21 protein-coding genes are annotated in these 24,794 nt (G+C 64.7%); 15 read left to right on the top strand and 6 right to left on the bottom strand.

Annotated features, from left to right (window positions below; all coding sequences use genetic code 11):
- Positions 1-23 precede the first annotated feature (23 nt).
- From C84B14_RS07665 to C84B14_RS07680, 4 genes are all read left to right on the top strand, one after another.
- Positions 24-680: a TetR/AcrR family transcriptional regulator gene (locus tag C84B14_RS07665; protein WP_353223083.1), complete on the top strand. Its 657-nt coding sequence runs from the start codon at positions 24-26 to the stop codon at positions 678-680.
- A gap of 97 nt (positions 681-777) precedes the next feature.
- The gene (locus C84B14_RS07670; protein ID WP_348766605.1) at positions 778-2,229 is read left to right on the top strand and encodes an aldehyde dehydrogenase family protein; all 1,452 of its coding nucleotides are present in this window, start codon (positions 778-780) and stop codon (positions 2,227-2,229) included.
- Between the two features lie 133 nt (positions 2,230-2,362).
- Positions 2,363-3,232: a methylisocitrate lyase gene (gene prpB / locus C84B14_RS07675; protein WP_353223085.1), complete on the top strand. Its 870-nt coding sequence runs from the start codon at positions 2,363-2,365 to the stop codon at positions 3,230-3,232.
- Positions 3,233-3,283: 51 nt separating this feature from the next.
- A complete protein-coding gene (locus C84B14_RS07680; RefSeq protein ID WP_353223087.1) occupies positions 3,284-3,937 on the top strand; it encodes an ankyrin repeat domain-containing protein in 654 nt (217 codons plus the stop codon).
- On the opposite strand, the gene C84B14_RS07685 is transcribed toward C84B14_RS07680, so the two are convergent.
- The 3 genes from C84B14_RS07685 to C84B14_RS07695 are packed head-to-tail and all read right to left on the bottom strand — an operon-like array spanning position 3,938 to position 11,150.
- Positions 3,938-5,176, bottom strand: a complete 1,239-nt coding sequence (locus C84B14_RS07685) for an ATP-grasp domain-containing protein (protein WP_353223089.1) — start codon at positions 5,174-5,176, stop codon at positions 3,938-3,940.
- Positions 5,177-5,218: 42 nt separating this feature from the next.
- Positions 5,219-10,057 (bottom strand): efflux RND transporter permease subunit, encoded by a 4,839-nt coding sequence (locus C84B14_RS07690; protein WP_353223091.1) that lies wholly within the window; start codon positions 10,055-10,057, stop codon positions 5,219-5,221.
- Positions 10,050-11,150: an efflux RND transporter periplasmic adaptor subunit gene (locus C84B14_RS07695; protein WP_353223093.1), complete on the bottom strand. Its 1,101-nt coding sequence runs from the start codon at positions 11,148-11,150 to the stop codon at positions 10,050-10,052. Before C84B14_RS07695 ends, C84B14_RS07690 begins: the two co-directional genes overlap by 8 nt.
- Positions 11,151-11,503: 353 nt before the next feature.
- Here C84B14_RS07695 and C84B14_RS07700 point away from each other — a divergent pair, with 353 nt between their 5' ends.
- On the top strand, positions 11,504-12,292 hold the full coding sequence (locus C84B14_RS07700) for an esterase/lipase family protein (RefSeq protein ID WP_353223095.1): 789 nt from the start codon (positions 11,504-11,506) through the stop codon (positions 12,290-12,292).
- Between the two features lie 511 nt (positions 12,293-12,803).
- Here C84B14_RS07700 and C84B14_RS07705 read toward each other — a convergent pair.
- Entirely contained in the window at positions 12,804-13,691 is an 888-nt protein-coding gene (locus C84B14_RS07705) for a phosphoribosylaminoimidazolesuccinocarboxamide synthase (protein ID WP_348764800.1), read from the bottom strand.
- A 72-nt stretch (positions 13,692-13,763) separates the two neighbouring features.
- Positions 13,764-14,219, bottom strand: coding sequence for a CopD family protein (locus C84B14_RS07710; RefSeq protein ID WP_293624496.1), 456 nt, complete (start codon positions 14,217-14,219; stop codon positions 13,764-13,766).
- Positions 14,220-14,290: 71 nt separating this feature from the next.
- Between C84B14_RS07710 and rpe the strand changes: the two genes are divergently transcribed.
- On the top strand, positions 14,291-14,977 hold the full coding sequence (rpe, locus tag C84B14_RS07715) for a ribulose-phosphate 3-epimerase (RefSeq protein WP_348764801.1): 687 nt from the start codon (positions 14,291-14,293) through the stop codon (positions 14,975-14,977).
- Between the two features lie 67 nt (positions 14,978-15,044).
- Here the strand turns inward: rpe and C84B14_RS07720 are convergent, their stop codons facing one another.
- Positions 15,045-16,082 carry an OmpW family outer membrane protein gene (locus tag C84B14_RS07720; protein ID WP_348764802.1) on the bottom strand — a complete coding sequence of 346 codons (1,038 nt, stop codon included), beginning with the start codon at positions 16,080-16,082 and terminating at the stop codon, positions 15,045-15,047.
- A 537-nt stretch (positions 16,083-16,619) separates the two neighbouring features.
- Between C84B14_RS07720 and C84B14_RS07725 the strand changes: the two genes are divergently transcribed.
- The 9 genes from C84B14_RS07725 (at position 16,620) to C84B14_RS07765 (ending at position 24,783) form a co-directional block, all read left to right on the top strand.
- On the top strand, positions 16,620-16,742 hold the full coding sequence (locus C84B14_RS07725; RefSeq protein ID WP_353223098.1) for a hypothetical protein: 123 nt from the start codon (positions 16,620-16,622) through the stop codon (positions 16,740-16,742).
- A gap of 88 nt (positions 16,743-16,830) precedes the next feature.
- Positions 16,831-18,378 (top strand): anthranilate synthase component I, encoded by a 1,548-nt coding sequence (trpE, locus tag C84B14_RS07730; RefSeq protein WP_353223100.1) that lies wholly within the window; start codon positions 16,831-16,833, stop codon positions 18,376-18,378.
- Entirely contained in the window at positions 18,375-18,989 is a 615-nt protein-coding gene (locus C84B14_RS07735; RefSeq protein ID WP_353223102.1) for an anthranilate synthase component II, read from the top strand. Before trpE ends, C84B14_RS07735 begins: the two co-directional genes overlap by 4 nt.
- Before the next feature lie 14 nt (positions 18,990-19,003).
- Positions 19,004-20,038 (top strand): anthranilate phosphoribosyltransferase, encoded by a 1,035-nt coding sequence (trpD, locus tag C84B14_RS07740; protein WP_502949900.1) that lies wholly within the window; start codon positions 19,004-19,006, stop codon positions 20,036-20,038.
- Positions 20,035-20,841 carry an indole-3-glycerol phosphate synthase TrpC gene (gene trpC / locus C84B14_RS07745; RefSeq protein WP_353223103.1) on the top strand — a complete coding sequence of 269 codons (807 nt, stop codon included), beginning with the start codon at positions 20,035-20,037 and terminating at the stop codon, positions 20,839-20,841. Before trpD ends, trpC begins: the two co-directional genes overlap by 4 nt.
- A gap of 84 nt (positions 20,842-20,925) precedes the next feature.
- Positions 20,926-21,342 carry an OsmC family protein gene (locus C84B14_RS07750; RefSeq protein WP_353223105.1) on the top strand — a complete coding sequence of 139 codons (417 nt, stop codon included), beginning with the start codon at positions 20,926-20,928 and terminating at the stop codon, positions 21,340-21,342.
- 200 nt (positions 21,343-21,542) lie between these two features.
- Positions 21,543-22,325, top strand: coding sequence for an adenosylmethionine decarboxylase (gene speD, locus C84B14_RS07755; protein WP_348764808.1), 783 nt, complete (start codon positions 21,543-21,545; stop codon positions 22,323-22,325).
- A gap of 103 nt (positions 22,326-22,428) precedes the next feature.
- Entirely contained in the window at positions 22,429-23,472 is a 1,044-nt protein-coding gene (gene holA, locus C84B14_RS07760; protein ID WP_353223107.1) for a DNA polymerase III subunit delta, read from the top strand.
- 75 nt (positions 23,473-23,547) lie between these two features.
- Positions 23,548-24,783, top strand: coding sequence for a glutamate-5-semialdehyde dehydrogenase (locus tag C84B14_RS07765; protein WP_353223287.1), 1,236 nt, complete (start codon positions 23,548-23,550; stop codon positions 24,781-24,783).
- Positions 24,784-24,794: the final 11 nt, after the last annotated feature.

The following is a 24,794-nucleotide window of genomic DNA, read 5'->3' on the forward strand; positions in this document are numbered from 1 at the left end:
TTGGTTCGTCAGCGACGAAAAACATGGCACGACCGGTAGACACGGACCCGGGGCAAACGCGCAAGCGCATCTGCGATGCGGCCTTTCGCGCGTTCGGCCGCTTTGGCTACGACGGCGTGTCGATGACGCGTATGGCGCATGAAGCCGGGGTGACCAAAGCTGCCCTGTACTGGCACTTCGACAGCAAGCAGACACTCTATGCCGACGCCATGCAGCGCCTGATCGGCATCTTCGAGGCGCACGTATTCGACGCGGTGGCCGACGAAACCGATCCGGTGGAACAGATATTCGCGATGTTCGCGGGCCTGGAACACCTGGTAGAAGACCCGCGCCTGGCCGAGGGCATCGCTGGCTACTGGCTCAAGCCCAGCACCGCCGACGTCGAGGCCGCGATCGCCGTGCAGCAGGCGTTCGAGGCCCAGGCCTCCGAGGCAATCGAACAGCTGCTCGACGAAGCGCGTGCGACCCAGGCCCTGAGCGTGGAAGGCTCGACCCGCGACATGGCACGGGCCTTCATTTCACTTATCGAGGCGATCGTGCTGCCGCTGGGCCATCGCAGCACCCGCGATCATCGACGCGTGGTCCGCGTACTCGCGCACATCTTCTTCCAGGCCCATGCGCGGGCGCCCGAGCTGGCCAAGCGCGCGGCCCGACGCCTAGACATGGCGGCGGAATCTTGAGCGCTTGCACTGGCCGCCGTGACAAGAACCTGACATAACATTCGAATAATGCGAGCAACGCGCCGGGTCTCCGGGGCGTCGAGACAGGAGAATTCCCATGAGTACCGCCGTAGAGAATATCGCTGCTGCCGCGCCCGCGGAGGCCGATCACGGCCGCACCGAACGGCTGTTTGCGGCCCAGCAGGTCAAGGCCCTGTCGCTGCGGACATCCACCGCGGCCGAACGCATCGAAAAGATCAAGCGCCTGCGCCAGGCGATGTTCGATCGCAGCGAACAGATCTACAAGGCCTGCCATGCGGACTTCGCAAAGCCCGCGCCGGAAGTCGATATCACCGAGATCCTGCCGGTGGTCATGGAAGCCAACCATGCAATTCGTCATCTCAAGGGCTGGATGAAGCCCGAACGCAAGCGGCCTACGCTGCTGATGTTCGGCACCTCGGCCGAGGTGCGAAACGAACCCAAGGGCGTATGCCTGATCATCTCGCCCTGGAACTACCCCATCAATCTGAGTTTCGGGCCGTTGATCTCGGCGATCGCAGCCGGCAATACGGTCATTCTCAAACCATCGGAGATGACCCCGCACTGCGCCCAGCTCATGGACGACATCGTGTCGGATCTCTTCGACGAGGATGAAGTCACGGTGGTGCAGGGCGCGGTACAAACGTCACAGCACCTGCTGGGGCTGCATTTCGACCATATCTTCTTCACCGGTTCGCCGGCGGTCGGCAAGATCGTGATGCGCGCCGCGGCCGAACACCTCACCTCGGTGACCCTGGAACTGGGCGGCAAGTCGCCGGTGATCGTGGACAAGACCGCGGATATCGACAAGTCGGCGAAGAACCTGGCCTGGGGCAAGTTCGCCAACAACGGCCAGACCTGTATCGCGCCGGACTACATGTATGTCCATACCGATATTCTGGACAGCTTCGTCGAGGCCATGCGCAAGGCCATGACCAAGCTCTACGGCGATCAGGCACAGATGGCATCGAACGCCGATTACTGCCGGATCGTCAACGACAAGCACTACGCGCGCGTGAAAAGCCTCATCGACGACGCCACCGAGCGCGGCGCGCGCGTGTCCATGGGCGGCGTGGAAGCCAACAACGACAACTATATCGCCCCCACCCTGCTGACCGAGGTCGACCGCGAATCGCGCGTGCTTTCAGAGGAGATCTTCGGCCCCATCCTGCCGATCGTCCCCTTCACCGACAGCGACCGCGTGATCGACGAAATCAACGCCCAGCCCAAACCGCTGGCGCTGTACGTCTTTGCACGCGACAACGACTTCATCGACAAGGTGCTGTCCAACACCAGCGCGGGCGGCTCCTGCGTGAACCATTCGATGGTGCAGTTTCTGCACGCCAACCTGCCGTTTGGCGGGGTCAACAATTCGGGGCTGGGCAACTCGCACGGCCACTACGGCTTCAAGGCCTTCAGCCACGAGCGGGCAGTGGTGCGCGAGCGCTTCTCGCTTAGCTTTTTGTTCCTGCCGCCCTACAAGGGCTTCACGCGCTGGTTCATCAAGTTCGCTACGCGCTGGCTGGTCTGACCCGGGGCGTGCATGGCGGCCGGACGGCGTTCGGCCGCCGATTCGATCCCGTTTGTGGCAACGCTCGGGCACCGCGATGGGCCGGGCTTGCGTTAAGCTGACGCCCGTCATTCAATCCGACCGTTAGAGCATCATGTCCGCAGCCCAACGCTTTCTTTCCGCGCTCGAAACCGAACACCCGCTCCAGATCGTGGGGGCCATCAACGCCTATGCCGCGATGCTGGCCGAACACAGCGGCTTCAAAGCGATCTATCTGTCCGGCGGCGGCGTGGCGAACTGGTCCTACGGGCTGCCCGATCTGGGCATGACCACCATGAACGACGTGCTCGAAGACGTGCGCCGGATCACCTATGCCACCGACGTGCCGCTGCTGGTGGATATCGATACCGGTTGGGGCAGCGCCTTCAACATCGGACGCACGGTCAAGCTGTTCGAGAAGGCCGGCGCAGCCTGCGTGCATATCGAGGATCAGGTGGCGGCCAAACGCTGTGGCCATCGCCCGGGCAAGGCGATCGTGTCCAAGGAGGAAATGGCCGAGCGCGTGACCGCGGCCGCCGACGCCCGCGACGAAATGCTGATCATGGCGCGTACCGATGCGCTGGCCGTCGAGGGCCTGGACTCGGCCGTCGAACGCGCCGCGGCCTGCGTGGAAGCCGGCGCCGACTTCATCTTCGCCGAGGCCATGACCGACCTGGAAATGTACAAGCGCTTCACCGAGCTGGGCGTGCCGGTATTGGCCAATATCACCGAATTCGGCCAGACCGAGCTCTATACCACCACCGAGCTGGCCGATCAGGGCGTGGGCATGGTGCTGTATCCGTTGTCCGCCTCACGGGCCATGGCCAACGCCGCGCTCGACGTCTACGGCGCAATTCGCGCCGACGGCACCCAGAAGCATGTGGTCGATCGCATGCAGACCCGCAGCGAACTCTACGAGCATCTGGGCTATCACGAATATGAAGACAAGCTCGACGCCCTGTTCGGCGACAACAAGGATCGATAAGCACCACCGGCCCGCCCCTGCAACCGCCCATTCGCCCACCAGGAACCGCCCATGAAACCTATCTTCTTCATTACGGTTATCGTTGCGATCTTTCTCGGCCTGGTGATCTTCTGGCTGGCCGGCGGGCCGGGCTATATCACGCCCGATGCCGATCGAACCGAGGTCCAGCGCGACCAGCCCGCGCTGGCCGTGAACGACGCCGCCCCGGCCGAAGCCACGGACGACGCAACGACACAGATCCCCGCCGAGCCGCCCGGTTTCTGTGAGCGCGATTTCGACCAGGTCGCCGAACGCGAGGCCGATGTGCCCGACCTGCGCGAGGCCGGGGGCCTGGTCTATATCTTCGAACGCGAGGCCCGCCTCGAAGACCCCTACGGCTGTGCCGATTTCTACCTGGCCCACGGCCTGGATATCGACGCGGCCGACCCGCGTGAAGGCGGCGAGAAGCTCACCGGGCTGTTCTATGCCATCCAGCGCAACGACCCGAAGATGCTGCGCTTCATGATCGATCACGGCGCCGACCTGGAACAGCGCGCGGGCAAGAACGACACCCGCGCGATGGGCTATGCCTATTTTCTGGCCCTCAAGGACCAGCGCATCGATCGCAACGGCATCATCGGCATTCTAGACAGCGAACTCACCCGTCAGGCCAGCGCCAACGATTCCTCCAGCGCCAACGCCACGCAAGACAACGACGCGGCCTGATCACGCGCCGCGCGCTTCGAGCTCCGTGACCGGCTGCATGCACAGCACGTCGTCGTTCCAGACCATGTCCTCGATCGCCACATGCTGCAGCGGCACGCGCTTGAGCAGCGCCCGACGCATGAAGTGCTGGTAAATATAGAACTGGTAGAAGAAGGGCCGCGGGTCGGAGGTGTCGAGCACCACGTCGCGGGCACTCGCGAATTGCCAGGCGAACTTGGCGAGTTTCCGTGGCTTGCGCAGATTGGGCAGGATGCCGAAGGTCACCATCGCCAGACGCACCTGGGCCGCCTTGAGCCGGTCAAACGACAGATCCACCGGCGTCTTGTGCACATAGGCGTCGTAGACCTCGGGGATTTCGGCCAGCAGATGCACGCCGGAGGTCACCCGCGGGTTGCACTCGATCGGCCGTACCTGCCCGGTTCGCGCTTCCTGGATGAAGTCGAAGGAGATCTGGCCGCTGAAGTTCGTCTTGGCCACGAAGGTCTCGATCCATTCGCGACAGCCGGCATGGTCGACCGGCGCGAAATGAATTGATGCGCCTTTACCGGCCGTCCAGTCGCCGTGATAGGCGACGTTAAACAACAGCTTGCCTTCGTGCGCCAGCGCAAACGTGTTGATCTGGCGCCCTGGCAGGAACTGCTGATAGACCAGATCGCGACCGCCGGCGAAGGCCTTGATATCGAACGGCTCGTAGCGGCCGTTGGAGCTGATGATCACTTCGTTGGCAAAGCGGGTGAACGCCGGCTTGAGCACGAACGGCTGGCCCGAGTTCAGCTGCGCCTTCACGCTTTCGAACTTATCGGCAATATTCTGTTCCTTGGTGAACACCTGCGTTTTCGGCGTACGCATGCCCAGGCTGTCGGCCCACTGCATGAAGTCGCCCTTGTGGTGAAGCCGACGCAGCGTGTCGATCGGCTCGCACAACAGTTCGCAGTCGCCGATGAACTGGTCGCGCATCTGGGCGAGGTAGAACGTTTCCTCGGTACAGGGCACCACCAGATCGACTTTCTGTTCGCGGATGAAGCCCAGCACCGCGCTGGCATATTTTTCCGGCTCGAAGCGCGGCGAAGGCACCCTCAGCGACGCCGAGATATGGCGCGAATGCGCGCAGATGAACGGGCCGCAGCTGTCCACGGCCACCACGCGGGCCCCGCGGCGCGAGAATATACGGGCAAGTTCCAGCGCGGCCGGGGCGCGTCCACCGGTTAGAAGTATGGTTTGGGTCTGCTGTGTGGTCATGGTATTCCTCCTGTTGCACCAGGTCTTGATAGAGCGCGAAAGCTAGGCCGAGTCGGTTTCGGTTACAGTGGTTTCGGCCGCGTCCTCTGCGGCCGCCGGCGGTTGCCACTGGCTCAGCCGGAGCCGGCCGAGGCCGATGTTTTGCGAGTTGAGCTGCGATACCGACATCCGGCCAACCGGCGTGAAGTAGGCAGCACGCCACTCGATCGGTTTGAAGTGCGCGAGGCGCCCGAACGAGCCGTCCCGCACGGGCGCGCCCGCCTGCGTCACCGCGCGAAGATCGTCGGCCGTGCTGTCGGCCACCGGGCGCGTGGGGCGTGCCTTGTCGACCGGGCTTGATCGCGTGGCCGATGGCATGGCGCCGCCGGCGCTTGCCGCTGCTACCGGTTCGCGCACATCAGCCGCGCCCGCGTATCGCGCGGCATTGTCGGTGGCCTGCCCAACGCCAGCCGGCAGATCGTAGAGACGATCGCCCGCACCCAGTACGCTTTGCAGGGCGACCCAGGCTGACACCCGACGATAGCCGGCCACGTCGTACTCGGCGCGTTTACGGGCCACGTCCGATTCGGCTTCCAGCAGTTCCTGAATGCCCAGTTCGCCGACGTCCCATTGGGCGGCGCGCGTACGGCGGGTCGCCTGGGCGCTGTCCAGTCCCAGCCGCGCGGTGCGATAGCGAGACTGGGCGTTGCGGTAGTCGGCCACCGCTTTTCTCACCTCGAGCGCGATGCCGGTTCGGGCATCGTCGAGTTGGGCCAGCAGCTTGTTGCGCTCGGCTTCGGCCTGGGCCTTGCGCGCGCTTATCGCGCCGCCGGCAAAGGGCGTCCAGCTCACCTGCAGCGACACCCGGTTGTCGTTGTCGGGCAGGGCCGGGTCGCCGTCGGCGTAGGTGGAGCTGGCCACGGCATCGAGGGTGGGCAGGCGGGCTGCGGATACCGCCTGGCTGTTCTGGCGTGCGCTTTCGATGCCGGCCTGCAGGGCGGCCAGGTCCTGGCGCTGCGCGAGCGCGCGATCGACCAGGGCGTCGACGCTACCGGTCAGCGCGGGCGGCTCGAAATTCAGAGGCCGCGCACGCACCGGGCGCTCGGCGCCGATCGTGCGCGCAAGATTGGCCTGCGCCAACGATACCTGGCTGTCGAATTCGCCCAGCCGCTGGCGTGCCTCGCTCAGGGCATAGCGCACGCTCAGGGCTTCGCTTTTAAGGGCGTTGCCGGTATCGCGCAGGGCCTGCACCTGCGCATTGCGGCTTTCGAGATTGTTGACCAGGGATCGGGCCGCCGTAAGCTGAGCCTCGGCCGAGAGCACATCGATATAGGCATTGGCGGCATCGACCATGCTCTCGATACGGCTGCGCTGTGCCACCCATTCCGCGGCCGAGACACGATCCTCGGCTGCCCCGGACAAATAGCGTTGGGTGGCGAGATTGAACAGCGGCTGGCGCAGCGACACGGTCGCCCCGCGCTGTTCGCGTTCGCCGCGCACGGTCACCGAATAGCCGTCGCCGACCACCGACGCCGGGATGTCGCCTGCCGGCGTATTCAGCACCACATCGTTCAGATCGCCGTCTTCGCCGCCGAGCGTGTAACGGGGTTGGTCTTCGCTGCGCGAGTAGTAGCCGTTCACGCTCAGCGTGGGATAACGCGAAATCCGGCGCAGGGCATCTGCGGCATGGCGGGCCGCCTCGGCGTCGTAGCTATCGGCACGCACGCTCGCGCGCGCGGCCGCACGACGCAGGCTGGAGGCGAAATCCACCGTCGCCGTGGCCGCATTCGACTCGGCCGTGTCTTGGGCACTCGCCGGCGGCGCCACGCTCATACTCGCCAGGCCCAGCGTGAGCGCGGCGACCAGCACGGCGTTCGCGGTCGGACGCGGCCGGCGCAGGCGCCAGGCCAGCACCGTCTGGCAGAACGCCGGCAGCGCCATGAGGGTAAGCACCGTCGAGGCGAGCAACCCGGAGATGATCGACCAGGCCAGCGGGGGCCAGAGCGTGGCGCTGGAAAAAGCCAGCGGCAGCAGGCCGACGATGGTCGTGGCCGTGGTCAGCACGATCGGGCGGGTGCGCCTCTCGACCGCGTCGGCCACCGCCTCGGCGAGCGACGCGCCCTCGCCCAGCCGCTGGTCGATGACGTCGATCAGCACGATGGCGTTGTTCACCACGATGCCCACCAGCGCGAACAGGCCCAGCATGGGCATGAAGCCGAAGGGAATATCGAGCAGCAGCAGCCCCGGGATCACGCCGACGATCGCAAACGGCACGGTCAGCAGCACCAGGCCAATGCGTACGAAGGAGTTGAACTGCAGCAGCAGAAACAGCAGCAGCAAGCCGATGCCCAGCGGCGCCATGCCCAGCACCGCTGCATTGGCATCGCCCGAGGTCGCCGCGAAACCGCGCCACACCAGGCGCGTGCTTTCGGGCAGATCCAGCGCGGCGACTTTCTCCTTCCATGGACCAATCACCGAGCTGTAGGCCACGCCCTCTTCCAGCTCGCCATAGACGGCGGCATAGCGGGCGCCGTCCTTGCGCCGGATCGCGCCGGGGGCGACTTCGAGCCGGGGCGTGGCCACCTGCATCAGCGGCACATGCTCGCCGCGCTCGTTGTAGACGTTGACCGTCTCCAGCGCGGCCGGGTCCGACAGCTCGCCCTCCGGCGAGCGCAGGCGGATGAACATGGGGCTGTCATCGCCGCGATATTCGCCCACGATCAAGCCGTCGCTGTGGCTGCGAATCGAATTGGCCACGTCCACGGGCGAGACCTTGAAATCCCGCGCGATCGCGCTGTTGATATCGAAATCCAGGCTTGGCACGCCGCTGCCCAGGGTATGACGCACGTTGCGCGTACCGGGCAGCTCGCGCAGCACGCCGTAGATCTGGTCGGTCGCCGCCAGACGTTCGGCCGCGGTATCGGCATAGATCTCGACTTCCAGCGGCGCGGTCACCAGCGGCCCCTGGCTGAGCTTGCGCGCGATGATCTGGGCGCTGGGCAGGTGGGTCTTCTTGTAGTCGTCGAGAAACTCGATGAGTTCCTGATTACGGGCGAGACCGTCAGTGCGCACCACCAGCCGCGCCAGGTTCGGCGCCCGCGGCGTCTTCTGCAGGTTGTAGTAGAACGGCGGGCCACCCGTGCCCACGAAGCTGTAGAGCGCCTCGACGCCTTCGTGGCTTATCAACACATCGTTGACCTGGCGCGCCGCGGCCGCGGTGCTGGACTGGTGCACCCCGTCGGGAAGCACGACATCGACCACCACGATGTTCTGATCGGCCTCGGGAAAGAAGGTCTCGCCCAGAAACGGCTCCAGCGCCATCGCCAGCGCGAAAGCCCCGACGCTGGCCAGCATCAGCGTGCGCGGCCGAGCCAGGGTGATCCGGGCCAGCCACGCCCCCAGCTCGTTGAGCCGATCGCGGCCCTCACGGGTCTCCGGCCTGAGAAAGCGATGCGCAATCAGCGGCGTGACCGTGACCGCGAACAGGTAGCTCGCCGACAACGACACGATGATGGTGATCGGCAGGGCCCGCACGAAGTCGGTGGTATTGCCCTCGGCAAGCAGCACCGGCACGAAGGCCGCGACCGTGGTACCGGTGGCCGCGAACAACGGCCCGGCAAGCGAGCGAATCGCAGCGGCTGCAGCCTGCTGCGGACCCTGACCGGCATTGAGCCCGTACTGGACCTCCTCGGTCATCACGATGGCGTTATCCACGAGCACGCCGAGCGCCACGACCAGCCCGATGACCGCAACCTGATGCAGCACGCCGCCGCCCATGGCATAGACCGCCAGCGCCGAAAGCGTGACCAACGGCAACAAGGTGGCCACCACCAGCCCCATACGCCAGCCCATGAAGCACACCAGCACCGCCATCACCGCGGCGATCGAGCTCAGCAGATTGAGCGAAAGGTTATGCAGGCGATCCTGGGTGAGCGCCGGCTGATAGAACACTTCGCCGATCTCGAGCGGCGCGATGCGTTCGCCCACCTCGGCAGCGGCCGCGCGCAGCCGCTGGCCGAGCTCGACCTGGTTCTGGCCGCGTGCGGCCACCACCTCGACGCCCACCGCGCGCCGGCCGTTGTACCAGAACTCGTCGCGGGGCGGCGACTCGGGCATGAGCGACACGTCGGCGATCGAGGCCAGCGGCAACGTCTGGCCGGAGACCATGCGAATGGGCGTTTCGCCGATCTGTTCGATGCTCTGAAAATCGACCTGCGGATTGAGGTTGATGGAGGCATCGCCCAGACGCAGCGAGCCACCGCCCTTGACCTGATTGCTTTCGTTGATATCGCGCGCGATGCGGGCCAGCGATAGCGCATAGCGATCGATCACCGCATCTTCGATGGCGACCGTGACCTGGCGACCGGGGTCGCCATAGAGCGAGGTCGAGGCCACCCCGTCCACGTCCAGTAGCGCCTTGCGCAGGGTTCGGGCGCCCTCGGCGAGCTCCATGGGCGAGGCATCGCCGGTCACCGCCAACATCATCAGGCTCGAATCGATGATGCGGTCGTTGACGCGCGGCTCCAGCACGCCGTCCGGAAAATCGCGCTTTGCGTTGTCCAGCGCGACCCGCAGCCGATCCCATACCTCGGCGGTGTTGTAGACATTGCCGCGCAGCTCGATCGAGAAGACGCCGACATCCTGCTGGGCGATCGCGCCCAGCGTATAGATCTCGTCGATCTCGTTGATCTGCGTTTCCGCTGGCTCGAGCACCAGCCGCTCGACCCGCTCGGCGCTGGCGCCGGGAAACGGAATGATCACGATCGCGCCGCGATAGGGAAAGGAGGGGTTCTCCTGGCGGTCCATCGTATAGAAGCTGACTGCGCCCGCGATCACCAGCACCCCGACAAGCGCTGCGATCAGGCGCGCATTGGTCAGAATGCGATAAGGCCAGTCAGTCACCGCCAAGCACCCGGATACGGGCCTGATCCGCGAGGTTGTCGAGGCCTTCCAGCACCACGCGGTCGCCGGCGTTGAGCTCGCCGCGAACCAGCACTTTGCGATCCACGATCTCGAAGGTTTCTACCGGCACAGCGTGGGCGCGCCCGTCCACGGCCCGGTAAACGAAGGTCTGGTCGATACCGCCGGGGCGGGCGATGGCATCCGACGGCACCAGCACGCCGGGCTTGGGCGGCACCGATACGTGCCAGACCACGCTCATGCCCGGCACGATATCGGCCGACTTGTCGATGCCGATGACGGCCTCGAACAACCGCCCCGGCCCGCCGGCCGCATGGGAGACGGCGGTCAGGGTGCCGGTAATCTTGCGATTGTCGAACAACGGCAGGGTGAGCTGGGCCGGCTGTCCGGTTTCCACCGAGGCGAGCAGGCGTTCGGGAATGCCGATCGCCACCTCGATCTTCTGCGCCCCGGACAGGCCCACGATGGGCTGGCCTGGCGGCACCACCTCGCCCGGCTCGAACAGCACCATCTCGATCGTCCCGTCGATAGGTGCTCGCAGCGTCTGCTGGGCCACGCCGCGACTGGCCTGTTCGAGCTGGGCCTGGGCACCGCGCAACTGCGCCCGTGCCGCCTCGGCCCGGGCGCGGGCATTCTCCAGTGTCTGCTGAGTGGCGGCATCCCGCGAATACAGGGTTTGCGCGCGATCCAGATCGCGTTCTGCCTGGTCACGCTGGGCGCGCGCCTGGGCCACCTGGGAACGCGCCGCATCCTCGCCCTGCTCCAGCCCCGGCTGTTGCAGCCGCGCGATCACGTCCCCTTTCTTGACCGCGCTGCCGACCTGAACTTCGATATCCGAAATACGCCCGCCGATCTGGAATGCCAGCCGGGCCCGGCTGCCACCCCGGGTCACCCCCGACAAGGCAAACGTACGCGGCTCGTCGTTGGGTTCGACCTCGACAACGCGCACCGGCTTGCCCTTGGCGACCACCGCCGGCGCGTTTTCGGCATGGGAACCACAGCCCACGCCCAGCAGCGACACGGCGAGCGCAAACACCGCTGCCCCGACCTGTACGGCGCTCGGGTAAATACGCATCCGCGCCATCACGCCGCCCGTAACAAGTAACGGACATGTGCAGCCCTCAAACACCGGCCGCAGACAAACCCGGCGCGTTGCCCCATACCCAGCGCCGGCATGCTGGCCGAGCATATGGCATGCCGCAAACGCTCGTTATTGAACCATTGCAGGCAAGAGACGGTCTTTAAGCTACGACAGAGACTGCCGATAGTCCGATTGAATGCATTCACGGCCCTGCTCGGACGTGCATCGGGCACAAACAGGCCCAGGGCGGCGCGGATGCCGACCCGGCCTTGCCCACAGTTGCCGCCCGTGAAGCCTGGTTGCATTATGAAATTATTCATCGCCTATCTTTGCCCGAAGACCGTGTCATGACAGAAATAAGCGCCTCCAAGGCCACGCCCGAACCGGCCCCGCCCAGCAACGCCTTGTTGAGCACCGAGCTGCTGCGTAGCGTGGCAAGTCTTTCGCGCTTCATGCGCGTAAATGGTTCCTTGCGCAAATCGCTGCCGCGGGGCGAAGGCGATGTCGTACTCGTGCTGCCGGGGCTTGGCGCCGGCGACTGGTCCACCTGGCCGCTGCGCCGGCTGCTCGGCCAGATCGGCTATCGCGCCTTCGGCTGGGACCAGGGAACCAATTCCGGGGCCCGCCATCTCTATGCCGGCGCCGCGCACCGCTATGAGCATCTGCGCGATACCGTCGGCGGGCCGATCAGCATCATCGGCTGGAGTCTGGGCGGCGTATATGCACGCCGGCTCGCCAAGGACTACGCCGCCGATACGCGCTGCGTGATCACCATGGGCTCGCCGTTTGCGCATGCACCGAGCGGCTCGAACATCGCCCGGCTCTATCGCCGCCTGCATGGCCACTATCCCGGCGGCGACGATCGCGCCAGTCCGCGTATGGTCGCGCCTCCGCCGGTGCCGACGACTTCCATATTCAGCCGCAGCGACGGCGTGGTGCCCTGGCAGTCCTGTCAGGAAATCGCCGGCCCCATCGCCGAGAATATTGAAGTCACGAGCAGTCACTGCGGCCTTGGCTACGACCCTGCCGTTGTCTATGCCGTAGCCGACCGACTTGCCCAGGCACGGCGCCCGGCCTGGAAACCGTTTCGGGTACCCGGTCAACTGCGTCGAAAACTGGACCTGGGTTTCGCCTGATATCGGCACCGGCGCATCGTTGACCGGCTGCCCGGCGGGCAACACTCGCGGGGTGACCGGCACGCGGCGACAGCCAGCCCGCATGGTCAGCGGCAAAGCAGGCTTCGCCTGCAAGTGCAATCCGCGTTCTACCGCTGCCACCATTTTCGCGTCTCCTCCGCACGCTGATGCACCCAAATATTGTTTTTCGTTCTTGTCCCGTTTCTTCGACGGGTTCAATCCCACTAGGGCGTCTAATCGATAGCACAGCAGAATCAGTACAACTACCGATTTTCTTCGCAATACACTGATTGCGCAGTATGAAAACTGGCCTGCAAAGTGCCCGAAAACCCAAGCGGGACCAGCGCTTCTACCGTTGTCCCCGGCCCGGCGAACAATAGCGGAATCGACCTCAATTCGACAAGATTTCTTTTCTTAGTTGGGAAAAAATTACCCGCCGTGCGCTAAACACAGGCGGGTTTCATCGACCATGAGGACAACAACGGCGGTCGCGCAACGACCGCCGCTTTAATCAGCCCGCGGCGGTCAGCCGGGTATAGGCTTCGCGATACTTGGCCGCGGTGTTGTCGATGATCTGCTGGGGCAGGCGCGGCCCGGGGGCCGTCTTGTTCCAGTCGAGCGTTTCCAGATAGTCGCGTACGTACTGCTTGTCGAAGCTTGGCGGGCTCATGCCGACGGCATAGTCCGACACCGGCCAGAAACGCGAGGAGTCCGGGGTGAGCACCTCGTCGATCAAAACCAGTTCGCCGGCCGCATCGAGACCGAATTCGAACTTGGTATCGGCGATGATGATGCCGCGTTCGCGTGCGTAGGCCGCAGCATTCCGGTAGATCGACAACGTGGCGTCGCGCACCTCGGCCGCACGCTCGGCGCCGATCAGTGCCACCACCGCGTCGAAGTCGATGGCCTCGTCGTGCTCGCCCGCCTCGGCCTTGGTGGACGGGGTGAAGATGGGTTCGGGCAGCGCCTGGGCCTGCTCGAGCCCGGCCGGCAGCTCGATACCCGAAACCGCACCGGTGGCCTGATAGTCCTTCCAGCCGGACCCGATGATATAGCCGCGCGCCACCGCTTCGACCGGCAGCGCGTTCAGACGCTTGACCAGCATTGCCCGGGAGCCGACCTGCTCTATTTCGGCGTCGGTGAGCACCTCGGCCAAGGACATGTCGGCACGGTGGTTGGCGATATCATTGGCAAAACGATCGAACCAGAAATTCGATACCGCCGTGAGCACTTCGCCCTTGCCGGGAATGGGATCGGGCAGGATCACGTCGAAAGCCGACAGGCGATCCGTGGCCACGATCAGCAGATGATCCTCGCCCACCGCATAGACATCGCGCACCTTGCCCCGCATAAGCAGCGGTACGCTGTGCAGGTCGGATTCGAATAAGGTATCGGGCATGAGGCTAGGGCCGCTGCGGCGTTCGCTGAATGACGGACGCGATTCTAGCAGCGCCGCCGCCCCGATCGGTCATCAAGCCAGCCAGTAACGTCCGCCCGTGGCGATAACCACCACCACGAGACCGAGCACGAGATTGATCGCTGCAAACAGGCGCAGCTGGCTCATGGCCCTGCTCGCGTCCGCCAGCGCGCCGGCCGACAGGGCCACGCGCACCCGCCGCCAGGGCGAAAAGAACATATGCCCGAACAACAGAAACATCGCCCAGCCGAGTAGCTGCATCAGGTGAATATACAGCGGTGCGCTGCCCATGCCCCCGAGCATGAAGATCATGGTGTTGCCGGTCACCAGCAGCACGATGATGGCGATCCATACCCACAGAAAGAAACGCCCCATCGCAGTGGACAGCAGCGGCAGGCGATCGGCCAGCGGCACCGACGAGGCAGCCGGGCGCAGGATGCCGACCAGAAAGAACAGGCCGCCCACCCAGATCACGGCAGCGAGGGCATGCAACGATAAAAGAACGCTCATTCAAGCTCGACTGACATAGACAATCGGCAAAGCGTAAACTAGCGCCGCTATTCGATCCACGGTTTTAAGCCATGCCCCGTTCCTCGCGCGCGCCCATCATCGCCCCTTCGATTCTCGCGGCCGATCTGGCCGCCCTCGGCGATGAGTGCGAAGCCGTCATCGATGCCGGCGCCGACTGGATTCACTTCGATGTGATGGACAACCACTACGTGCCGAACCTGACCTTCGGCCCGCCGGTGGGCGCGGCGCTCGCCAAGCGGCTCAAGGCCCGGCATCCGAACGTACCGATCGACGTGCATCTGATGGTCAAACCCGTCGATGCCATGATCAGCGCCTTTGCCGAGGCCGGCGCGAGCTCGATCACCTTTCATCCGGAAGCCAGCGAACACGTCGATCGCAGCCTGCAGCTGGCCCGCGATGCCGGCTGCAAGACGGGGCTGGTGTTCAATCCGGCCACCCCGCTGGAGTGGCTGAAATACGTGCTCGACAAGGTCGATATCGTGCTGATCATGTCGGTGAACCCCGGCTTTGGCGGCCAGGCGTTCATCGAGGAGGCGATCGGCAAGATCGCCGAGGCGCGCGAAATCATCGACGCCTCGGGTCGGGATATCCGCCTGGAGGTCGACGGCGGCATCAAGACCGACAACATCGCCCGCGTGGCCGAGGCCGGCGCCGATACCTTCGTGGCCGGCTCGGCGATCTTCGGCCAGCCGGATTACGCCAAAGTCATTGCCGACATGCGCGCCGAGCTCGGCTGAGCAACGCGGGGCGATACGCGTATCGCCCCGCCCGTTCGCTGCAGGGTCGCGCTGCCCTGCCGGGTGATCAGAACCGATAGCCGATGCCGGCGCTATAGATCATGGCGTTGATTTCGAGCTCGATATCGGCATCGCCGACCGCGATATCCTCGCCGTAGCCGAGCAGGCCCAGAGTGTCGGCCAGGGCGGCGTTGTTGAGCCGTACGTTCACGTCCGACAAGCTGCCCTTCACCGTCGCGCCGCCGATATAGCGGGCGTCGACAAAGCCGAAGAACCCGCCCTGGGGCGAACCCACGTCCACGCCCGCCTGCAGGATATAGCCGGGCGTCGACGACACGTCGAAACCGGGATCGCTGACCTCGGTAAGCACGTCGTTGCTGATCTCGGCATCGTAGTTGTAAAGATATACCCCGCCCGCGCCGACATAGGGGCGCACGAAGGCATCCGGGAAGGGGTGATAGGTGAGCGTCATCATGATCGGCAGGCTCTTGACGCTGCCAAGCTCCTGACCGAGCGGCGGGATGCCGGTATCGAGCAGGCCGGTGGCGGAATTCACGGCCGAGCCGAGATCGCCGAGGGTCTGACCCAGCGCCTGTTCAAGCACGCTGTCACCGGTTACCAGATTGGCCAGATCCGCGGTGGGCGCCAGCGAGCGATCGCGCAGCGTGCCCGGCTGGGAAACGAAATCGATATCGATCGGCTTGCCGATGATCGTTTCCAGCGACAGATGCCGGCCCGTGCCCGGGATGTTGTAGCCAATGCCGATAGTCGCGATCGCCTGATTGGCGATCGTGGCCTTCGCACCTGCGATCGGGCCGTTGTCCACCGCAAGCGATGCCGGAAACTCCACGCCGGACAGGGTCAGCTCGCTGCTTTTCAGCGCGCTGAAATCCAGATAGGACACGGCCGGCTTGAGATAGAGCCTGTCCTGAATGAAGCGATCGTAAAAACCGTCGTTCGACGGCTCGCTGCCCTCGTCGCGGCCAAGCGAAGGCAAACCCTCGTTATCGCTGGCCCGCGCGATGCGCTGAGGGCCCATCCATGCAATGGCCACGAAGCACAGGGCGAGCGCCCACGGCGCGGGACGAACGTTGATAACAGGCATGACAGTCTCCTCCTGGGTATGAGTACACGGCCTCACGCCTCGCTGCCTGTTATCCCCCACGACTGCACGTCATCGAAAAACGCGGCCAACCTTCTGATTGCGCGCTATTTATTTTCTTGACGGGCGATACGCCGATCGGCGGAAAGCTATCACCACGGCTTTGAAAAAAACAATTCAACGTCATGCGCCTAAACAGGCTCGCGCGGCCAGATCCGCATGGATATTGGCTTTAACCCCAGAATTGCCGGAATCAAAATTTTCCGATGCCCGTTCTTTTCCGAGCGACTCACCGGTGCTGCGCGCAAAAACACTGCCAAAACAGCGACCTTGAGCGCAGCTCAGGCAGGATTCGAATATAACGCCCGGTACGACTAGCCAGAGACGAAGTGAAACGCCCTGCCCAGGGCCTGACGCGCGTACGCCGTCGCAGGCGCGCTCGTCGTCGCGGCCGGCACTCGGCACGCCCGTGTTTGTTCTGCCGTGCCCGGCCTGCCCGACTTGGCAAGCCCGGCCAGATAAGTCAGCATTGCGGTCGTAGTGGCACTCGACGTGCCCAAGCCGAACGACAAGACCGACATGAAATCGAATCGATTCAAAAACACCGCCAACCGCGCCTTTGATGCGGCCTGGCGATGGCGAGAAGGCGACTGGCGGGGCTGAAAAGCCCGGGCATGCCCTCGCGCGTATTTCGACCGGCCGTCAGGCCAATCGAGCGCGCACTTCTTGCGATTTTCGATCGAGTGATTTCATGAACAATTCGTCTTCTTCCCACCGCGAATCGACCCATTCGCTCCACCACCCGCGCGTGCCGCTGGTGGTCGAAGCGCTGGCCGATCTCGACACCCCGCTTTCGACCTATCTGAAGCTGGCCGATGCGCCTTATTCGTTCCTGCTGGAATCGGTCCAGGGCGGCGAGCGCTGGGGCCGGTATTCGATCATCGGCCTGCCCTGCGCCGAGCGTATACGCGTACGGGGCCATACGCTGGTTCACGAACGCGACGACGAGATTCTCGAACAGATCGAGACCGACGATCCGCTGGCCTGGATCCAGGCCTTCAACGATGCACGCCCGCTGCCGCGCCTGCCCGAACTGCCACGCCTGACCGGCGGTCTGGTCGGCTATTTCGGCTACGACACGATTCGTTATATCGAGCCGCGTCTGGCCGCGGGCGGCGCCGGCAAGAACGACCCGCTCGATCTGCCGGATATCCTGCTGCTGATCGCCGAAGAGCTGGTCATTTTCGACAACCTGTCGGGCAAGCTCTACTGCGTGGCCCACCATGTCGAGGGCGACGCGGCCGACCGGGAACGCGTGGCCGAGCGCCTCGATGCCCTGCTCGACCGCCTCGAACAGCCGCTGACCACCAGCACGACCCGCGCGAAAGCAGGGGAAACCGCGGCCGAACTGCTCGACGACAGCCGCTTCGTATCCGGGCTGACGCAGGCCGGTTATGAAGACGCGGTACGGCGTATTCGCGACTACACCCAGGCCGGCGACGTGATGCAGGTGGTGCCCAGCCAGCGCCTGTCGGCGCCGTTCAATGCCGAGCCGATGTCGTTGTACCGAGCGCTGCGCAGCCTGAATCCGTCGCCGTATATGTACTACTTCAACTTCGGCGATCACCACGTGGTGGGGGCCTCGCCGGAGATTCTGGTGCGCGCGATGGACGGCGAAGTCACCGTGCGGCCGATCGCCGGCACCAGAAAGCGCGGTGCCACGGACGCCGAGGATGAAGCCCTGGCCGAGGACCTGCTCGAAGATCCGAAAGAAATCGCCGAGCATCTGATGCTCATCGACCTCGGACGTAACGATGTCGGGCGCGTATCCCAGCCGGGCAGCGTGAAGCTGACCGAACGCATGGCCATCGAGCGCTACTCTCACGTCATGCATATCGTGTCGAACGTTACCGGCAAGCTGCGCGACGACCTGACCCCCATGGACGCGCTACGCGCGGCCTTTCCCGCCGGCACGCTCTCCGGCGCACCCAAGATCCGGGCGATGGAAATCATCGACGAAATCGAGCCGGTCAAACGTGGCGTCTATGGCGGTGCCGTGGGTTATCTGGCCGGCAATGGCAGCATGGATCTGGCGATTGCGATTCGTACCGCCGTACTCAAGGACGGCGAAATTCATGTCCAGGCCGGCGGCGGCATCGTGGCCGATTCACAGCCGACCGCCGAGTGGGAAGAAACCATGAACAAGGCCAAGGCGGTGATGAAAGCCGCGGCGATCGCCGAGCGCGGGCTGAGCACGCGGGCCCAGGCCAGTACACCGCGCAACGGGGGTGACGCATGATTCTCATGCTCGACAACTACGACTCGTTTACCTACAACCTGGTGCAGTATCTCGGCGAACTCGAGGCCGAAGTGCACGTGGTGCGTAACGACCAGGTCACGGTCGAAGATATCGAAGAACTCAAGCCGGCCGGCATCGTTGTCTCGCCCGGCCCCTGCACGCCCGACGAAGCCGGCGTGTCGGTCGAGCTGATCCAGCGCCTGGCGCATCGGCTGCCGATCTTCGGCGTGTGCCTCGGTCATCAGGCGCTGGGCCAGGCCTACGGCGGCCAGGTCACCCGTGCCCGTCAGGTCATGCACGGCAAGACCTCGGTGATTCGCCATACCGGGCGCGGCGTATTCGAAAATCTCGCCGACCCGCTGACCGCGACGCGCTATCACTCGCTTATCGTTGCCCGCGACGGCCTGCCGGGCGACTTCGAGATCACCGCCTGGACCGAGACCGAAGACGGCGAGATGGACGAAATCATGGGCCTGATCCATACGCCCACCGGCGCCGAGGGCGTGCAGTTCCATCCGGAATCGATTCTGTCCGAACACGGCCATGAAATGCTGCGCACCTTCCTCAAGCGCTGCGGCGAAGGGCGCCCGGGCACGGGAGATACGCAGTGATTGATAAAGAACTGATGAACCACATCGTCGCCGGCCGCGACCTCTCGGCCGAGCGCATGCACCAGGCGATGACCGCGATCATGACCGGCCAGGCCACCGAAGCGCAGATCGGCGGCTTTCTGATCGCCATGCGCATGAAGGGCGAAACGGTGCCGGAAATCGCCGCCGCGACGGCGGTCATGCGTGAGCTGGCCACCGATGTGCCCGTCGATGCCAACCTGGCCGATCAGCTGGTCGATACCTGCGGCACCGGCGGCGACGCGGCCGGGCTGTTCAACGTATCCACGGCGGCAGCGTTCGCGGTGGCCGCTGCAGGCGGTCATGTGGCCAAACACGGCAATCGCTCGGTATCGAGCTCGTCCGGCAGCTCCGACCTGCTCGAAGCCGCCGGCGTGGCCCTCGATACCTCGCCCGAGCAGGTGGCCGAATGCATTCGTCGGCTGGGGGTAGGTTTCATGTTCGCCCCGGCTCACCACGGCGCCATGAAATACGCGGTCGGCCCGCGTCGCGAACTGGGCGTACGCACGATCTTCAATATCATCGGTCCGCTCACCAACCCGGCTGGCGCCCGCAATCAGGTCATGGGCGTATTCAACGGCCATCTGTGCGAGCCGCTGGCCGAGGTGCTGCAGCGCCTGGGCAGCCGCCACGTCATGATCGTGCACGGCGAGGACGGCCTCGACGAGCTGTCGATCAACGCACCCAGCCGGGTCGCCGAGTTGAAGGACGGCAAGATCTCCACCTACAAGATCGCGCCCGAGGACGTCGGCCTCGAACGCGGCTCGCTGGACGCGCTCCGGGTGAAGTCCGCGGCCGAAAGCCTGGATATCGTGCGCGACGTGCTCGCCGGCAAGGCCGGGCTGGCCCTGGACATGGTCGCCTTCAACGCGGGTGCGGCGCTGTATGTGTCGGGTAACGCGCCGGATATCGCAGCGGGCGTGGCCAAGGCACGCGACGTGCTGCTCAGCGGCGCGGCCGGCGACCGCATGGCCGCGCTGTGCGAACTCACACAAACGATGACCGGCCGCGCCGGCATGGTGAACGCATGAGCATTCGTACCACCGATACCATTCTCGATCGCATCCTGGCCCGCAAGGTCGAAGAAATCGCGGCGTTTCGTGCCCAGACCTCGCGCGCCGAACTCGATGCCGCGGTCGCGCGTGCCTTCGCCCCGCGCAGCTTTGCCGACGCGCTGCGCGCCAAGGCACCGCAGGCCGTGATTGCCGAAATCAAGAAGGCCTCCCCCAGCAAGGGGTTGATCCGCGAGGATTTCGACGTTGCCTGGCTGGCCGAACGCTACGCCGCCGGCGGCGCGGCCTGCCTGTCGGTACTCACCGATCACGATTTCTTTCAGGGCGATAACGACTTTCTGGCCCTGGCCCGCCAGGCCTGCGACCTGCCGGTGCTGCGCAAGGATTTCATGATCGATGCCATCCAGGTCGATCAGGCCCGTGCCATGGGCGCGGACTGCATCCTGCTGATCGCCGCGGCCCTGACGACCGAGCTCATGACAGAACTGGCCGAGCGCGCCTTCGAGCTGGGCATGGACGTACTCGCCGAAGTGCACGACAGCGAAGAACTCGAACGTGCGCTGGAGTTGCCGGAACGTACGATTCTGGGCATCAACAACCGCGATCTGCACACCTTCGAGACCACCCTCGATACCAGCATCGATCTACGCGACACCATCCCCGCCGACCGGCTGGTGGTCAGCGAAAGCGGCATTCATACGCCGGCCGATCTGGCGCGACTGGCCGACGTGGGCTTCGGCGCCTTCCTGATCGGCGAATCCTTCATGCGCGAACCCGACCCCGGCGCTGCGCTGGCAACCTTGCTCGATCCTGCGGGATAGCGCGTTACGACACGGCGGCCAGCACTTTTTTTGACCGCAACCGGCCCCATCGTCGGGCCACCGTATCGACCATCACGATCTCGAATGAAAGCAACCATCGATTGGCAGGGCCAACTGCAGTTCTCCGGCACCGCGGATAGCGGCCACGAAGTCACTATCGACGGGCCGCCGGATATCGGCGGCGAAAACGCCGGTTTCCGACCCATGGAGATGATTCTGCTGGGCGTGGGTGGCTGCAGCGCGATGGACGTGATGCATATCCTCAAGAAATCGCGCCAGGACGTGACCGGCTGCCGTATCGAGGTGGACGGCACCCGTGCCAGCACCGAACCGAAGGTGTTCACCGACATTCATCTACAGTTTTTCGTCTCCGGCCAGAACCTCAACGAAAAACATGTCGCGCGCGCGGTGCAGCTGTCGGCCGAGAAATACTGCTCGGCCTCGATCATGCTGCAAGCGAGCGTGAACATCACCCACGACTACACGATCGAAACCGTCTGATCGGCCCATGCGCGGGCGTTGCGCTTGACGTACGCGCTCGCGCGCGGATACTGCGCCATTTCATCGCCCATCGACCCGGTCGGTCGACGCAACGTCTGGACCCATGCAGCCGAAATAATGGGCGCTACGGCCCCGTCATCGGTTCATGCAGCCCGCGTTGAGCTCAGCCGCCCTGGCCCACACCCCATCCCGAATTCGCCATGGAAAAACTGCGCCTGCACGGCTTCAACAATCTGACCAAGTCGCTGTCGTTCAACATTTACGACATCTGCCATGCGCGTACGCAGGAGCAGAAGAAGGCGTATGTCGCCTATCTGGACGACATGTTCAGCGCCGACCGCCTGACCCAGATCCTGACCGAAGTCTCGGACATCATCGGTGCGCATATTCTCAATATTGCCCGGCAGGACTACGAGCCGGAAGGCGCGAGCGTGACCATCCTCATCGCCGAGGAGGCCGCCTACGACGGGCCGACGCCGGATGCGGTGGTCGGGCATCTCGACAAGAGCCATATCACGGTCCATACCTATCCGGAGTTTCATCCGGATAACGGCATCTCGACCTTCCGCGCCGATATCGACGTATCCACCTGTGGCCTGATCTCGCCGCTCAAGGCGCTGGATCATCTGATTCACAGCTTCGAATCGGACGTGGTATCGATGGACTACCGGGTGCGCGGTTTCACGCGTGACGTGGACGGCGTGAAGCACTTCATCGATCACGAGATCAACTCGATCCAGGACTACATCCCGGAAGACATCTGCAACCGCTATCAGATGATCGACGTGAACGTGCTGGCCGAGCGTATCTTCCATACCAAGATGCGGCTGACCGAATTCTCGCTGAACGATTACCTGTTCGCGGAAAAAGCCGAAGACCTGTCCGAAGACGAGGCCGCCGAGCTGACCGATCGGATCGAGGCCGAGGTGAACGAAATTTTCTACGGCCGTAATTTCGCCAACGACGCTCAGGACGGCGAATAGCCCCGCGCGCCCTGGCATGGCGCGTATCGTGCATGATTATGCGCGTGGTGGCGGGTGTGCCGTCGTCGATCGCAGCCTGTGTTGTCCCTAGCGAGGTAGAACCGTGGAGTTGCGCCCCGACCAGTTTCAGCGCCAGGTCGACAGCCAGCCGCTGGCGCGCTGCTATGTACTGGCCGGCGACGAGCCGTTGCAGGTACTCGAAGCCGCCGATGCTCTGCGGGCGGCGGCACGCAAACAGGGCTTTGACGAACGTGAAGTCCTGCATGCCGAGCCGGGATTCGACTGGGGCCAGCTGGCAAGCGCCGGCGCGAGCCTGTCGCTGTTCTCCGAAAAACGCCTGCTGGAACTGCATCTCACCGACAAGGGCCCCGGCAAGCCCGGCAGTGCCGCGATCAGCGATTACGCCAAGAATGCGCCGGATTCCACGCTGCTGCTGATTCTGGCCACGCCGCTGGCCGCGAGCGCGCGCAAGAGCGCCTGGTACAAAGCCATCACCAAGGCCGGCGTGGCCATGTATGCCTGGCCGCTGCCGGGCGCGCGCATGGCGCAATGGGTGGAACAGCGCGCGCGTGCCAACGGTCTTGCGCTCGATCGGGACGCGGTCGCCCTGCTGGCCGAACAGACCGAAGGCAACCTGCTGGCCGCCGCCCAGGAAATCGACCGGCTCGCCCTGCTGCACCCGAACGAAAGCATTGGCGCGACCGAAATCGAAGCTGCCGCCAGCGACCACAGCCGCTTCGGCATCTTCGACCTGCCTGCCAAGGCACTCGCCGGCGATAGCGCCAGCGCCCTGAAAACGCTGGCCAAACTGCGCGCCGAAGGGGTGGATGCGGTGCCCATCACCTGGGCGCTGGTACGCGAAATCCGCATGCTCTACCAGGCCGCGCTGGCCGCGCGCGCCAACCGCCTGGACGCCATGCTGGGCAAGATCTTCATGCCGCCGGCGCGCAAGCGCCAACTCGGCGAGGCGGCCACAAGGGCCGATCCGGCCATGCTCGCCGAGCTGCTGCGCCGCGCAGCCCGGCTCGATCAGGTCAACAAGGGGGCAGCCGTCGGGCGCGCCTGGGATGAACTGGTAACATTGACCCTCGGTCTGGCAGGTCAGCCGCCGCGCGCGTCCTGCCTCGTATCCAATCGTTTTCAGTAACCAGAACTCATGAGCGCCAATCTAAGCGATCGCGAAAACCAGGACAGCAGTCCGCAAAGCCGTATCGAACGGCAGATGCAGGCCATGGGCAAACGCGCCCGTGCCGCCGCCCGGCATATGGCCGCCGCCGAGCCAGGCGCCAAGAATGCCGCGCTGTTCGCGATTGCCGAAGCGCTGATCGCGTCGCGCAGCAGCATTCTCGCCGCCAACGCCCGCGATATGCGCGAAGGCCGCGACGAGCTCGATACGGCGCTGCTCGAACGTCTGGAACTCAATGACAAGCGCCTCGAACAGATGGCCGAGGGGCTGCGCCAGGTCGCGGCCCTGCCTGATCCGATCGGCGGCATCACCGACCTCAACTATCGGCCCTCCGGTATTCAGGTCGGGCGTATGCGCGTGCCGCTGGGCGTGATCGGCATCATCTACGAATCGCGCCCGAACGTCACCGCGGACGCGGCAGCGCTGTGCCTGAAATCCGGCAATGCGGCGATTCTGCGCGGCGGCTCGGAGGCAGCACACAGCAATCAGGCGATCGCGGCCTGTATCAGCCGCGGGCTCACCGATGCCGGCCTGCCGGCCGACGCCGTACAGGTGGTGGAAACCACCGACCGCGCGGCCGTCGGCGCGCTGCTCGACATGCCCGAATACGTGGACGTGATCGTGCCGCGCGGCGGCAAGGGCCTGATCGAGTTCGTCTCCAACAATGCGCGCATGCCGGTCATCAAGCATCTGGACGGCGTGTGCCATGTCTATATCGACGACCATGCGGATCTCGACAAGGCCATTGCGATCGCGGTTAACGCCAAGACCCAGCGCTACGGCACCTGCAACACCATGGAAACGCTGCTGGTGGCCGATTCCATAGCCGAGCGCGTGCTCAAGCCGCTATCGCAGGATCTGCGTCAGGCGGGGGTGGAACTGCGCGGCTGCCAGCGTACGCGCAAGCTACTCGGCACGGGCGTGAAGCCGGCCTCGGACGCCGACTGGGCCGAGGAATATCTGGCCCCGGTGCTTGCGATTCGTATTGTCGACGACATGGACCAGGCCATCGACCATATCGAAACCTGGGGCTCGCACCATACCGATGCGATCGTCACCGAAAGCGTGACCCGGGCGCGGGCATTCATGCGCGCCGTGGATTCCGCCTCGGTGATGGTCAACGCCTCGACCCGGTTCGCCGACGGCTTCGAATATGGCCTGGGCGCCGAGATCGGCATTTCCACCGACAAGCTCCACGCGCGCGGGCCGGTCGGGCTGGAAGGGCTGACTTCGCTGAAGTACGTCGTATTCGGCGACGGCCATGTCCGCTAGCGCCCTGATCG

Source organism: Salinisphaera sp. C84B14 (assembly GCF_040361435.1).
GTDB lineage: Bacteria > Pseudomonadota > Gammaproteobacteria > Nevskiales > Salinisphaeraceae > Salinisphaera.

Coding starts and splice junctions, on each gene's coding strand:
- C84B14_RS07665 (WP_353223083.1), top strand. CDS start 24: ATGGCACGACCGGTAGACACGGACCCGGGGCAAACGCGCAAGCGCATC.
- C84B14_RS07670 (WP_348766605.1), top strand. CDS start 778: ATGAGTACCGCCGTAGAGAATATCGCTGCTGCCGCGCCCGCGGAGGCC.
- prpB (WP_353223085.1), top strand. CDS start 2,363: ATGTCCGCAGCCCAACGCTTTCTTTCCGCGCTCGAAACCGAACACCCG.
- trpC (WP_353223103.1), top strand. CDS start 20,035: ATGAGCATTCGTACCACCGATACCATTCTCGATCGCATCCTGGCCCGC.
- speD (WP_348764808.1), top strand. CDS start 21,543: ATGGAAAAACTGCGCCTGCACGGCTTCAACAATCTGACCAAGTCGCTG.
- C84B14_RS07700 (WP_353223095.1), top strand. CDS start 11,504: ATGACAGAAATAAGCGCCTCCAAGGCCACGCCCGAACCGGCCCCGCCC.
- C84B14_RS07720 (WP_348764802.1), bottom strand. CDS start 16,082: ATGCCTGTTATCAACGTTCGTCCCGCGCCGTGGGCGCTCGCCCTGTGC.
- C84B14_RS07685 (WP_353223089.1), bottom strand. CDS start 5,176: ATGACCACACAGCAGACCCAAACCATACTTCTAACCGGTGGACGCGCC.
- C84B14_RS07765 (WP_353223287.1), top strand. CDS start 23,548: ATGCAGGCCATGGGCAAACGCGCCCGTGCCGCCGCCCGGCATATGGCC.
- rpe (WP_348764801.1), top strand. CDS start 14,291: ATGCCCCGTTCCTCGCGCGCGCCCATCATCGCCCCTTCGATTCTCGCG.
- C84B14_RS07705 (WP_348764800.1), bottom strand. CDS start 13,691: ATGCCCGATACCTTATTCGAATCCGACCTGCACAGCGTACCGCTGCTT.
- trpE (WP_353223100.1), top strand. CDS start 16,831: ATGAACAATTCGTCTTCTTCCCACCGCGAATCGACCCATTCGCTCCAC.
- C84B14_RS07750 (WP_353223105.1), top strand. CDS start 20,926: ATGAAAGCAACCATCGATTGGCAGGGCCAACTGCAGTTCTCCGGCACC.
- C84B14_RS07735 (WP_353223102.1), top strand. CDS start 18,375: ATGATTCTCATGCTCGACAACTACGACTCGTTTACCTACAACCTGGTG.
- trpD (WP_502949900.1), top strand. CDS start 19,004: ATGAACCACATCGTCGCCGGCCGCGACCTCTCGGCCGAGCGCATGCAC.
- C84B14_RS07695 (WP_353223093.1), bottom strand. CDS start 11,150: ATGCGTATTTACCCGAGCGCCGTACAGGTCGGGGCAGCGGTGTTTGCG.
- C84B14_RS07710 (WP_293624496.1), bottom strand. CDS start 14,219: ATGAGCGTTCTTTTATCGTTGCATGCCCTCGCTGCCGTGATCTGGGTG.
- C84B14_RS07680 (WP_353223087.1), top strand. CDS start 3,284: ATGAAACCTATCTTCTTCATTACGGTTATCGTTGCGATCTTTCTCGGC.